Annotated in this window: 13 protein-coding genes and 2 pseudogenes; 6 read left to right on the forward strand and 9 right to left on the reverse strand. The window is 69.1% G+C overall.

Annotated features, from left to right (window positions below):
* Positions 1–58 precede the first annotated feature (58 nt).
* The 4 genes and pseudogenes from ACFVJQ_RS41530 to ACFVJQ_RS41545 all read right to left on the reverse strand — a co-directional run bounded on the left by ACFVJQ_RS41530 (position 59) and on the right by ACFVJQ_RS41545 (position 1,873).
* A complete protein-coding gene (locus ACFVJQ_RS41530; protein WP_385516861.1) occupies positions 59–640 on the reverse strand; it encodes a TetR/AcrR family transcriptional regulator C-terminal domain-containing protein in 582 nt (193 codons plus the stop codon).
* 286 nt (positions 641–926) lie between these two features.
* Positions 927–1,088: pseudogene (locus ACFVJQ_RS41535) on the reverse strand (hypothetical protein); the annotation flags it as partial.
* A gap of 194 nt (positions 1,089–1,282) precedes the next feature.
* Positions 1,283–1,534 (reverse strand): annotated as a pseudogene (locus ACFVJQ_RS41540) ((4Fe-4S)-binding protein); the annotation flags it as partial.
* 30 nt (positions 1,535–1,564) lie between these two features.
* Positions 1,565–1,873: a GNAT family N-acetyltransferase gene (locus ACFVJQ_RS41545; protein ID WP_385516867.1), complete on the reverse strand. Its 309-nt coding sequence runs from the start codon at positions 1,871–1,873 to the stop codon at positions 1,565–1,567.
* Positions 1,874–2,099: 226 nt separating this feature from the next.
* Between ACFVJQ_RS41545 and ACFVJQ_RS41550 the strand changes: the two genes are divergently transcribed.
* The gene (locus ACFVJQ_RS41550; RefSeq protein WP_385516869.1) at positions 2,100–2,231 is read left to right on the forward strand and encodes a hypothetical protein; all 132 of its coding nucleotides are present in this window, start codon (positions 2,100–2,102) and stop codon (positions 2,229–2,231) included.
* Here ACFVJQ_RS41550 and ACFVJQ_RS41555 read toward each other — a convergent pair.
* On the reverse strand, positions 2,181–3,065 hold the full coding sequence (locus ACFVJQ_RS41555) for a LysR substrate-binding domain-containing protein (protein WP_385790934.1): 885 nt from the start codon (positions 3,063–3,065) through the stop codon (positions 2,181–2,183). The two genes, ACFVJQ_RS41550 and ACFVJQ_RS41555, sit on opposite strands and share 51 nt — an antisense overlap.
* An 83-nt stretch (positions 3,066–3,148) precedes the next feature.
* On the opposite strand from ACFVJQ_RS41555, the gene ACFVJQ_RS41560 reads away from it, so the two are divergent.
* Genes ACFVJQ_RS41560 through ACFVJQ_RS41570 form a run of 3 tightly spaced genes read left to right on the forward strand, consistent with a single transcriptional unit; the run spans position 3,149 to position 5,684 of the window.
* A complete protein-coding gene (locus ACFVJQ_RS41560) occupies positions 3,149–4,339 on the forward strand; it encodes a thiolase family protein (protein WP_385516873.1) in 1,191 nt (396 codons plus the stop codon).
* Positions 4,336–5,007, forward strand: coding sequence for a 3-oxoacid CoA-transferase subunit A (locus ACFVJQ_RS41565; protein WP_385516875.1), 672 nt, complete (start codon positions 4,336–4,338; stop codon positions 5,005–5,007). Before ACFVJQ_RS41560 ends, ACFVJQ_RS41565 begins: the two co-directional genes overlap by 4 nt.
* A complete protein-coding gene (locus tag ACFVJQ_RS41570; protein ID WP_385790935.1) occupies positions 5,004–5,684 on the forward strand; it encodes a 3-oxoacid CoA-transferase subunit B in 681 nt (226 codons plus the stop codon). The genes ACFVJQ_RS41565 and ACFVJQ_RS41570 overlap by 4 nt, the downstream gene beginning before the upstream one ends.
* A gap of 37 nt (positions 5,685–5,721) precedes the next feature.
* Here the strand turns inward: ACFVJQ_RS41570 and ppk2 are convergent, their stop codons facing one another.
* Both ppk2 and ACFVJQ_RS41580 read right to left on the reverse strand, forming a co-directional pair.
* Positions 5,722–6,525, reverse strand: a complete 804-nt coding sequence (gene ppk2, locus ACFVJQ_RS41575) for a polyphosphate kinase 2 (RefSeq protein WP_385790936.1) — start codon at positions 6,523–6,525, stop codon at positions 5,722–5,724.
* 55 nt (positions 6,526–6,580) lie between these two features.
* Positions 6,581–6,973 (reverse strand): STAS domain-containing protein, encoded by a 393-nt coding sequence (locus ACFVJQ_RS41580; protein ID WP_385516880.1) that lies wholly within the window; start codon positions 6,971–6,973, stop codon positions 6,581–6,583.
* A 276-nt stretch (positions 6,974–7,249) separates the two neighbouring features.
* Here ACFVJQ_RS41580 and ACFVJQ_RS41585 point away from each other — a divergent pair, with 276 nt between their 5' ends.
* A complete protein-coding gene (locus tag ACFVJQ_RS41585) occupies positions 7,250–7,714 on the forward strand; it encodes a pyridoxamine 5'-phosphate oxidase family protein (RefSeq protein WP_385516882.1) in 465 nt (154 codons plus the stop codon).
* Between the two features lie 154 nt (positions 7,715–7,868).
* Here the strand turns inward: ACFVJQ_RS41585 and ACFVJQ_RS41590 are convergent, their stop codons facing one another.
* Positions 7,869–9,089 carry an RNA-guided endonuclease InsQ/TnpB family protein gene (locus tag ACFVJQ_RS41590; RefSeq protein WP_385516884.1) on the reverse strand — a complete coding sequence of 407 codons (1,221 nt, stop codon included), beginning with the start codon at positions 9,087–9,089 and terminating at the stop codon, positions 7,869–7,871.
* Positions 9,090–9,115: 26 nt separating this feature from the next.
* On the opposite strand from ACFVJQ_RS41590, the gene tnpA reads away from it, so the two are divergent.
* Positions 9,116–9,589, forward strand: a complete 474-nt coding sequence (tnpA, locus tag ACFVJQ_RS41595) for an IS200/IS605 family transposase (protein ID WP_385516886.1) — start codon at positions 9,116–9,118, stop codon at positions 9,587–9,589.
* 40 nt (positions 9,590–9,629) lie between these two features.
* Here the strand turns inward: tnpA and ACFVJQ_RS41600 are convergent, their stop codons facing one another.
* Positions 9,630–10,340 (reverse strand): B3/4 domain-containing protein, encoded by a 711-nt coding sequence (locus ACFVJQ_RS41600; RefSeq protein WP_385516887.1) that lies wholly within the window; start codon positions 10,338–10,340, stop codon positions 9,630–9,632.
* Positions 10,341–10,607 lie beyond the last annotated feature (267 nt).

Genomic DNA, 10,607 nt, shown 5'->3' on the forward strand with positions numbered 1-10,607 from the left:
GCACGGAAAGACGCGTCCTTGGTGCCCCGCCACCGTGAGCGTCCCTGTGTATCAGACCTCAGCGTTCCGGAGCCCGCGCCGCCAGCGCCTCCAACAGCAGCTCCACCGCCTCCTCGAAAGAGCTGTCCGCCATGCCGGGCAACTCGGGGCGTACGGCGGTCAGCGCCGGGTACGCCGCCGGGTCCAGGTCCTGGTAGACGTCCTGCCATGCCCGATGATCGGCCTCGCGCTGCTGTCGTGGGAGCGCCTGGAACGCCGCGTCCGTGGCCGCGTGGCTGAGGACGGTGTCGATGAAGGCCAGATAGAGCCGTACGGCGGCGTCCGGCTCGAAGCCCGCGGACAGCAGCAGACCGATCCCCGTCTCCACCGCCTTGATCTCGCTCTTGCGCCGGGTCACCCGGTGTGCGGCCATGGCGGCAGCCCGGGGATGGGCGAGATACCCGGCGCGGACTCGCAGGGCCATCTCCCGCAGCGAGGCCACCCAGTCGTCCCCCGGGACGAACCCCGCCATCGCGTTGCCGATGATCCGGTCGGCGATCGCGAGCACCAGGTCGTCGGTGCCGTGGAAATACCGGTAGAGCGCGGTCGGATCGCAGCCACCCGCGTCCTGCAGACCTTCGTCGATGGGCAGCGCGTTCACGCGGCCGACGACGCCTGAGCCTGCCGGTCAGCTGCGCGCCCCGTCGACCTCGTCGGCGGCCTCGGCGACCGTTCGGCCGTGGACGTAGGGGGTCCTCGCCGCTCCACAGGGTCGTCGGGGCGGCCTTGCGGACCACCGGGATGACCTCGCTCGCGAACCGTTCGAGCATGGTGAGCTGCTGCTCGTGCGGGATCACTGTCGGGAGACTGAAGGACTGCAGATCGTGTCCGAACGCCTCGTGGAACCAGAGGATCTTCTCGGCGATCTGCTGCGGCGACCCGACCAGGACAGGCCCACGCTCGATGGCGTCGTCGATGGTCGCGAACGTCATCGCGTTGCCGGCCGTGTGGTTCCCGGGCTGGTTGAAGAACGCCACGATCTGCTCGTACGTCGGCCCGAAGGCCTCACGCGCCTCCTGGGTCGTGTCGGCCAGGTAGAGGAAGCCGGCCCCCGCGCCGACGTAGGCGAACCGGGGGCCGTGGCCGTGCTTGGCGTACCGCGCTCGACGAGAGTCGCGCGGGCCATGTGAGCGGCAAGATCGTCATCCTGCCGGAGTGAGGCGCGAGCCCTGGTCCGGGCGCAGATCGGCGGCCGAGGGCCATGGTGTCCGGGCCTCGAGGGCCCGGACCGCGGTCACTCACGGGTGCGCCGGTCCGGGCTCTCCGCCCCGCCCTCCGTCAGTTCGTACTGCAACGCCCCTGACGGGCAACGGCGCACGACTTCGGCCAGTGGGTCGGCCGGAGCGCGGTCCGGCTGGATTCATGGGCGTCTGCTCGAGTCGAAGACCTCCGGCAGGCCCCTGACGCACTCGGTGGCGTGCAGACAGCGCCTCGCCTCGAAGGTCACGGTGATCTCTTGTGTCTTGTAGGCCTTCGTCTGTGGCGTGCTGCTCATGCCGACCTCTCTCGCCGCCTCTGCGGTCGCTCAGTCACTGACCTTGCTCCGGGACTGGTACAGCAGGTCGGCGTACTCGGGGTGACGGCCGATCCAGCCTGAGTAGAAGGGGCAGGTGGCGAGCACTCGCAGCCCGGCGGCACGTGCCTCGTCGAGGGAGACCCGGGCCAGTGCGGAGCCGATCCCCTGGCCCTCGTGTTCCGGCGCCACCTCCGTATGCACGAATACGATCAGCTCCGCAGTCCGGATGTACTCCGCAAAGCCCGCGACCTCGGACTTCCCGTCCACTCGCGCCTCGTAGCGGCGCGCCTCGGGTACCTCGACGACCTTGACTGTCACTTGTTCTCCTTGAGGACCGGCCGATTCGACGGGACGCGAGTTCGGCTCCAGAGGATCTGCTTGACGTATCTACGAAATCAGTCAGCAGAGGTTGACATTTTAACTACATCGGTGTGGGGAGTCTGTGGTCGAACCTCGCCGGAGATCTCTCCAGGTCTCCGGCGTACTGCAGGCTTCTCACCGTGGAGCACCGCCTGGGGGCCGAGGCGAACCGGATCTGTCCCGTGTGCGTGGCGGTGCGGGCGCCTGCCCGCCGGAGGACTGCGGCGGCACCTGGGGATATGAGGTGAACCGGGTTCGGGCAAGGTCATCGCATGCACCGCTCGACCACTGCCGCGACCCGTTCTATGGCCGGTGAGTTCCGGCCTGCTCGGCGTGCGAGTCCCAGTTGGACGGTTTCGGTTTCGGTGAGCGGGGCGTAGGTGACACCGTCGAGGCGGAGGCTCTGGACCGACTCCGGGACCAGGGCGACACCGTGTCCGGCCGCGACGAAGACGACCAGGGTCGAGGTCTCGCCGACCTCGATCAGGGATGAGGGCTCGAACCCGGCGCGAGCGCACGCGTCGAGCACCCGGTCGTGCATGGAGGAACGGCTCCGGGACGGGTGGACGACGAACGGCTCGCCGGCGAGTGCCGCCAGGGGGACCGTGCGGCGGCCGGCCAGCGGATGGCTGGTGGGCAGGACGGCAACCAGTCGTTCGGACCGGAGCGCGGTGACCTCGACGCCGGCGTCCACCGGAGCGTCGGTCCGCAGCAACGCGAGGTCGTAGGTGCCGTCGAGCAGGCCTTCGACGAGTTCGGGGTTCAGCAGCTCACCGTGCAGTTCCAGCGCGATGTCCGGGAGCTGCGCCCGGACCGTACGGGCGACCCGCGGCAGGACGTCATACGTGGCGGTTCCGACGAACCCGATGGACACGCGGCCGGCCCGGCCGGTGGCGAGCAGGGACATCTGGTCTTCCGCTCGTTCCACCTCGGCCAGGATCGACCGCGCGTACGTGACCAGGTGCCGGCCGGCCTCGGTGAGTTCGACGCGCCTGGTCGAGCGTGTGAACAGTGTCGTCCCGAGCTCCTTCTCCAACTGCTTGATCTGTTGGGAGAGGGCCGACTGCACCACGTGCAGGCGCTCGGCGGCGCGGCTGAAGTGGCGTTCCTCGGCGAGCGTGAGGAAGTAACGGACATGCCGGAGCTCCATGACTGCATCTTATCTGGCGCACTGATTAATTGACCAGAACTGGGCATTGGACGAGATCAGTCCCGGAATCTACGTTGAGTCCCATGGATGCCAGCTTCGTTTACGCCGCAGTGCGAACGCCCTTCGGACGGTTCGGCGGTGCCCTCGCCGACGTCCGGCCCGACGACCTCGCCGCCCTCGCTGTCTCAGGAGTCCTGGCCAAAGCTCCGTCACTCGACCCCGCCCTGATCTCGGACGTGGTCTGGGGCAACGCCAACGGCGCGGGTGAGGACAACCGCAACGTCGGCCGGATGGCCGTCCTCCTGGCGGGGCTGCCGACCTCGGTGCCGGCCACGACCGTCAACCGGCTCTGCGGCTCCTCCCTCGACGCGGCGATCATCGGCTCCCGTGCCGTCGAGACCGGCGACGCCGACATCGTCCTCACCGGCGGGGTGGAGTCGATGACCCGCGCGCCGTGGGTGCTGCCCAAGCCGTCACGCGCTTTCCCCGCCGGCCATGTGACCGCCGTGTCGACCACCCTGGGGTGGCGGCTGGTCAACGACCGCATGCCGAAGGAGTGGACGGTCTCGCTGGGGGAGGCGAACGAGCAGCTGGCCGAGAGGTTCGCCATCCCCCGGGAACGGCAGGACGAGTTCGCCGCCCGCTCGCACAACCTCGCGGACGACGCCTGGAACTCCGGGTTCTACGACGAGCTCGTCGTGCCGGTCGTGGTGGACGGCGAGGTCCGGCTCGCTCGTGACGAGGGGATCCGGCCCGGATCCACGCCGCAGAAGCTGGCAGGCCTCAAACCGGCGTTCCGCCCCGACGGCGTCATCACGGCCGGGAACGCCTCTCCGCTGAACGACGGTGCGTCCGCCGTGCTGATCGGCTCCGAGGACGCGGCCTCGCACATCGGCCACGCGCCACTGGCGCGGATCGCCGGCCGCGGGGTGTCGGCGCTGGAGCCGCAGATGTTCGGGTTCGCGCCGGTCGAGGCGGCCGAGCGTGCACTGAGCCGGGCGGGGATCTCCTGGTCGGACGTGTCGGCGGTCGAACTCAACGAGGCCTTCGCCGTGCAGTCGCTGGCCTGCGTGGACGCCTGGAAGATCGATCCGGCGATCGTGAACACGAAGGGCGGTGCGATCGCGATCGGCCACCCGCTCGGTGCCTCCGGCGGCCGCATCCTCGGCACGCTGGCCGCGCGACTGCGTGAGTCGGGGGAGCGGTGGGGTGTCGCCGCGATCTGCATCGGTGTCGGGCAGGCGCTGGCCGTGGTGCTGGAGAGTGTGGCATGAGCGTTCAGCTGTACGCGCACGCCGATGACGCCGTCGCCGGGATCGAGGACGGATCGACCGTGCTGGTCGGCGGGTTCGGCATGGCCGGTATGCCGGTCGAACTGATCGACGCGCTCATCCGACAGGGCGCGACCGATCTGACCGTGGTGTCGAACAACGCCGGCAACGGCGACACGGGGCTGGCGGCGCTGCTGGCCAAGGGACGGGTGCGCAGGATCGTGTGCTCCTTCCCCCGCCAGTCCGACTCGTGGGTCTTCGACCGGCTCTACCGCGAGGGACGGATCGAGTTGGAAGTGGTTCCGCAGGGCACCCTCGCCGAGCGGCTGCGCGCGGCCGGGGCCGGCATCGGCGCGTTCTACTCGCCCACGGGCGTCGGCACGCCGCTCGCCGAAGGCAAGGAGACCCGCGAGATAGCGGGCCGTACCTACATCTTGGAGTACCCCATCAAGGGCGACGTCGCGCTGATCGGCGCCCACCGGGCCGACCGGATGGGCAACCTCGTCTACCGCAAGACCGCCCGCAACTTCGGGCCGGTCATGGCCACCGCCGCGACCACGGTCGTGGCACAGGTGCGCGAGATCGTCGAGACCGGTGACCTCGATCCGGAGGCTGTCGTCACGCCGGGCATCTACGTCGACCGCGTCGTACAGGTGGTGCCGGCCGCATGAACCCGACGAACGCCTTCGTGGAGAACCTCGACCGGGGGCCGCTGACCAAGCACGAGATGGCCGCCAGGGTGGCGCGCGACATCCCGCACGGTTCCTACGTCAACCTGGGCATCGGCCAACCGACCCTGGTCGCCGACCACCTGCCTGCGGGGTCGGGCGTGGTGCTGCACACCGAGAACGGCATGCTCAACATGGGCCCGGCAGCCCAGGAGGGGCAGGTCGACCCCGATCTCACCAACGCGGGGAAGATCCCGGTCACCGAACTCCCCGGGGCTGCCTACTTCCACCACGCCGACTCCTTCGCGATGATGCGCGGCGGACATCTCGACGTCTGCGTACTGGGCGCCTTCCAGGTGTCCGCGGCCGGCGACCTGGCCAACTGGCACACCGGCGCGGCCGACGCCATCCCGGCCGTCGGAGGCGCGATGGACCTCGCCATCGGCGCCAAGAGGGTGTTCGTGATGATGACGCTCTTCGCCAAGGACGGCACACCGAAGCTGGTGCCGCGGTGTACCTACCCGCTCACCGGACTCGGGTGCGTCGACACCGTCTACACCGAGTTCGCGACGTTCCGCGTCGGTCCCCCGGGCGTGACCGTGCTCGAGACCTTCGGCATCACGTACGACGACCTCGCGCAGCGCCTCGACGTCCCCCTGTCGCTGCCGGACGGCAGCTGACTGTCCCTCGTCGCCGTCGTCGCGACTGAAGCACTCGTCAGATGCTCGCCGCGTGATCGGGGACGTAGGTCTGCAGATCGCGCGGCGGGCGCTCGTAGCCGGTCGACGCAGGCCGCTCCGGCAGTTCCAGCACCGGCGGCGGCACCTCGTGGTACGGCACGGAGTCCAGCAGGTGGGCGATCATGTTCAGCCGGGCCCTGCGCTTGTCGTCGCTCTCGACGACGTGCCAGGGCGCCTCGGCGATGTCGGTGTGCACCATCATCTCGTCCTTGGCCCGCGAGTACGCCTCCCAGCGGGTGATCGACTCCAGGTCCATCGGGGACAGCTTCCAGCGTTTCAGGGGGTCTTCCAGACGGCGCCGGAAGCGTTCCTGCTGCTCGGTGTCGCTCACCGAGAACCAGTACTTGCGCAGCAGGATCCCGTCCTCCACCAGCATCCGCTCGAAGATCGGGCACTGGCGCAGGAAGAGCTGGTACTCCTCCTTCGTGCAGAAGCCCATCACGTGCTCGACGCCGGCCCGGTTGTACCAGGACCGGTCGAACAGCACGATCTCCCCGGCGGCCGGCAGATGCTCGACGTAGCGCTGGAAGTACCACTGGCTGCGCTCGCGCTCGGTCGGCTTGGGCAGCGCCGCGATGCGCGCGACACGCGGGTTGAGATGTTCGGAGACCCGCTTGATGGTGCCGCCTTTGCCGGCCGCGTCCCTGCCCTCGAAGATCACGACCAGCCGGGCGTCCTCGGCACGCACCCACTCCTGCAGTTTCACCAGCTCCGTCTGCAGGCGCAGCAGTTCCTGTTCGTATGCCTTGCGCGGCACCTTCTCCGCCTTCTTGCCGGCCATGCCGCCTCCATCGCCCGATGGCCTACGTCGATGACTTCAACGTAGTCACTCTTATTCAACCCGCGAGGGCAGGTGCGGCGACGGCCTGCGGCGTATGGGCCAGGGCCGCACGCAGGGTGGGGTGCAGCTCGAAGGCACCCGACAGGCCGACGATGCGAAGGATCCGCCGGAAGCGCACGCTGTCGGTGACCAGCCGCAACCGGCCGTCCCGGGCCCCGACTCGGTTCCGTGCCCGGCACAGGACCCCGAGGCCGGTGCAGTCGATGAAGGCCATGGAGCGCAGGTCCAGGAGCAGATCGGGGTGCTGGCCGGCGGTGAGCGCCTCCAGCCGGGCCGCGAGGGACGGCGCAGTGAAGATGTCGATCTCGCCGCGCAGTTCCACGACGGTGGTTGCACCGACGGTGCGTTCCGTGTGGTGAGGCGCGGACCTGGGGTCGTTCCCGGACATGGTCTGAGACAACAGGGCAAGGTGAGGCACGGGTAGGGCCGATCGGCCCTGATCGCCTGGTCCTGCCGGGCCCGTCCGGAGGGGCGGCGGAGTCGCCGACCGGCCCGAGCGTCACCGGAACACTCCGGACAGTCGGCCGTGCGGCCCGTCGATCGGGGCGTCGCAACGGGTCGTTCTCCGGCCCGGCCGGGACCCATGGCCCTCGTCCCGGGGCCTCATCCGGATCAGGGTGGAAGGACGCAGTACCGCTGTACCAGGCGAAGGACGGGCCGACCGATGTACCCCGATGACGGTTTCCGCGAACTCGAGCGGCAGGAGTGCCTGCGGCTGATGGCGAAGGTGCCCGTCGGCCGCATCGTCTACACGCGCCGGGCCCTGCCCGCCGTGTTGCCGGTCAACTTCAGCCTGGACGACGATGGCGCGGTTCTGCTGCGCACCTCCGCGACCGCGGAGCTGGTCCGCGCGATCGACGGCGCCGTGGTCGCCTTCGAGACCGACGACGTCGACACGGCCCGGCACTCCGGCTGGAGCGTTGTCGTCACGGGCCCGGCCACGGTGGTGACCGACCCCGCCGAGCACCGGCGCATGGCCCGCACCGGCCCGGTCTCCTGGGTGCCCTCGCCGCAGGAGGTCTTCGTCCGCATCGAGCCCGAACTGGTCACCGGGCGTGAGCCCGTCGGCGGACGCGCCTGTACGGGGTGGACCTCACCGCCTGAACTTGACCTCCTCCGATCGCCGTGAAGGGCGAGGGTTCTCCGTCTGCGGATGGTCCTCTTCGTGAGGTCCGCCCGCTCCGGGTGGGTTCCTGGTTCTTCCCCACGATCGTGGGGGTTGTGCGCGCTGCCGGGCTGCGGCCTGGTCTTACGTGCGCTCCGCAGGCGTTTACTCGCCGCCGTTACCGGCGTGAGGCCCCCGGTCCGGGGGTGGGTGGTGCTGTCGCCGCGAGGATGCGGCGGCCTTCATAGCGGACGTTCCTGCCCGCGTTCCAGTCCCGGTCATGCCGGGTGCGGCAGGTCGGCTGGGAACACGTCCAGGTGCGGACGTGCAACGGCTTGGGACCGTCGCGGTGCCCGCAGGCGGAACATATCTGAGACGACGGGAAGTCGCGGGCGACCTTGACGAAGGTGCGCCCCCGGCGGATCGCCTTGTACGCGCAGAAGGACACGAACTGTGCCCAGCCGGCGTCGTGCACACTCTTCGCGAGGCGGCCACGCGCCATTCCACGCACGTTCAGGGTCTCCGCGAAGACGGCTTGGTTCTCGCGCGTCAGCTTGTTCGACCACTGGTGGTGGAAGTTGCGGCGCGCATCCGCCACGGCGGCGTGAGCGCGGGCGACCTTGATCCGGGCCTTGTCCCGGTTGCTGGATCCCTTCTTTCTCCGTGACAGCTCACGCTGCCGCTTCTTCAGCTTCTTCTCCGCCCGCCGCAGGTACTTCGGGCTGGCGATGTGCGTCCCGTCCGCCAGCACCGCGAAGCGGGTCAGTCCCAGGTCGATGCCCTGGTCACCATCGACGGGCGGGAGCACGTCGTCAGCCGGATCGGTATCCACGACGAAGGACACCCAGTACCGTCCGGAGCGGTCCTTGATCAGGGTCACGGACGACGGGACCGACGGAAGATCGCGGGACCACTTGATCCGCACGTCCCCGATCTTCGGCAGCCTCAGCTTGCCATCGGCCAGCACCTTGAACCGGTCGGAGATGGTGAATCGTGCGGTCTGCCGATTGTCCTTGCGGGACTTGTGGCGCGGCGGTTCGACCTTCGGCCCCTTGCGCTTGCCGGTCTTGGAGTCCTCATGCGCCTTCCACGCCTTGTCCAGGTCGCGGAGTGTCTGCTGGAGGACGCCGACCGGAGCATCGGCGAGGAACGCCCGCTCGGGGGTCTTCTTCGCGGTGGTGATCAGCAGCTTGCCCAGCTCGGTGGCCTTCGGGATCGTCCAGTACGGCCCTTCGGCCGTGCGCGCCTTCGGGTTGCCGAGCCGCTTGTTCGCTGCCTTGCGCGGCTTCTGGAGAGTGAGTGCGTCGTTCCAGACCACGCGTTTGCACCCGAACACCCGGTTGGCGCTGATGCGCTGGCCCGGCGTCAGGTAGGCGCGGTACTGGAAGCGAAGCTGCACAGCGATCACCGTACTACGGTTGGGTTATGGCTGAGTATCAGAACATCAGGACTGGTCGGCACTGTGTTTTCCTCATGCACGCCCACTTGGTTTTCGTGACCAAGTACCGGCACCACGTCTTCACCGAACAGCATCTGACCCGCATGGAGGAGATCATGCGGGCCGTGTGCACCGACTTCGAGACCGAGCTGACCGAGTTCAACGGCGAGTCCAACCACGTCCACCTGCTGGTGAACTTCCCGCCCAAGGTCGCCGTCTCCAAGCTGGTCAACTCACTCAAGGGCGTCTCATCGCGCCGGATGCGCCAGGAGTTTCCCGACCTCGTCCCGCACTACTACCGAGCCAACAAGCTGTGGTCTGGCTCCTACTTCGCCGGGTCCGTCGGCGGGGCACCCCTGGCGACAGTGCGCCGGTACATCGAGAACCAGAACCGCCCGCTGCAGCCGGCCGGGGCCAACAGCGCGGACCCGTGCCCACGGCGCGGGTCAGAGCAGGATTGAGAAGCGATTCCCTACCGGGCTGAAGCCCGGTACCCCCTCGCTAGATCCTGGTGGCGTGGGGGTGTGCAGGGCTGAGGAAGTGCACGGTGGTCTTTTCGGCGTGCGGGACGAGCAGACCCTGCAGTTCATCCGCTGCCGTCTTGAGGTGGTGGCCGTCGCGGGCGGCGTGGAGGGTTTCGAGGACGAAGGCGACGTGGGTGGAGTCCTCGGTGACGCGGGTGCGGTGGGCGTCGCGGTGGTTCCAGTGGCGGGTCAGGACGCCGGTGGTGTCCGTGTAGATGATCTCGCCGGGCTTGGGGTTCTCGGTGGTGTCGGGTTCGCCGAGCGGGGTGAACTCCTCGCTGCCGTCCGCATGGCGGATGTCGACGTCGCCGGTGACGTGGTCCAGGTCGAAGGCGCCGGCGGGCAGTCCGTTGCGGACGGAGACGGCGTTGTAGGAGTCGACGGCCGGGTTGATGCGCGGCAGCGTTCCCTTCTTCGCGAAGCGGCGGCCGAGCGCGTCGACGCTGGGGCGGATGCGGCGGGGGTTGGTGCCGAAGGACCGGTAGGCGGTGTGCCACGCCTCGATCCGGGGATCGGTCTCGTCGGCGGGCTGCCAGGTGCCGTCGGCGAGCTGCTGCTCCAGGTCCTCCAGGGCGGCGGTGGTCTCGGGCCAGGGTTCACGGCCGCGCAGGCCGGTGGCGGTGACCAGGGCGATGAGGGTGTCGGGGAAGGCGTCGGCGACGGTGGGGGCGATACGGAGGGCGGTCATGGGCGGGGGCTCCGTTCCTTGGTGCGTGCGGGTGGATTGCGTGCAGTGGACGGGGTCAGGGTTTCCAGGGGCCGATGCGGTTCAGGCGGCTCTACCGTCTTGATCGGGTTGATCGAGCCATTCGTAGGGTTGGGTCGCCCAGGGGTGCTGGGTGTGGCTATCAGGCGGCTGTCGTCTCGTGGCTTGCCTCGCTTCGCCGCCCGGCACCCCACGACGACTCGGCCGCCGATTAGGAAGTGCGAACAAGTCGCTGCGTAGAGCAATGCC

The sequence above is a fragment of the Streptomyces sp. NPDC127197 genome, from assembly GCF_042672405.1.
Taxonomy (GTDB): Bacteria; Actinomycetota; Actinomycetes; order Streptomycetales; family Streptomycetaceae; genus Streptomyces; species Streptomyces flavusporus.

Excerpts from the sequence above, each read along its gene's own strand:
- ACFVJQ_RS41555 (WP_385790934.1), bottom strand. The coding sequence starts at position 3,065 with ATGGAGCTCCGGCATGTCCGTTACTTCCTCACGCTCGCCGAGGAACGC.
- ACFVJQ_RS41560 (WP_385516873.1), top strand. The coding sequence starts at position 3,149 with ATGGATGCCAGCTTCGTTTACGCCGCAGTGCGAACGCCCTTCGGACGG.
- ACFVJQ_RS41565 (WP_385516875.1), top strand. The coding sequence starts at position 4,336 with ATGAGCGTTCAGCTGTACGCGCACGCCGATGACGCCGTCGCCGGGATC.
- ACFVJQ_RS41570 (WP_385790935.1), top strand. The coding sequence starts at position 5,004 with ATGAACCCGACGAACGCCTTCGTGGAGAACCTCGACCGGGGGCCGCTG.
- ppk2 (WP_385790936.1), bottom strand. The coding sequence starts at position 6,525 with ATGGCCGGCAAGAAGGCGGAGAAGGTGCCGCGCAAGGCATACGAACAG.
- ACFVJQ_RS41580 (WP_385516880.1), bottom strand. The coding sequence starts at position 6,973 with ATGTCCGGGAACGACCCCAGGTCCGCGCCTCACCACACGGAACGCACC.
- ACFVJQ_RS41585 (WP_385516882.1), top strand. The coding sequence starts at position 7,250 with ATGTACCCCGATGACGGTTTCCGCGAACTCGAGCGGCAGGAGTGCCTG.
- tnpA (WP_385516886.1), top strand. The coding sequence starts at position 9,116 with ATGGCTGAGTATCAGAACATCAGGACTGGTCGGCACTGTGTTTTCCTC.
- ACFVJQ_RS41600 (WP_385516887.1), bottom strand. The coding sequence starts at position 10,340 with ATGACCGCCCTCCGTATCGCCCCCACCGTCGCCGACGCCTTCCCCGAC.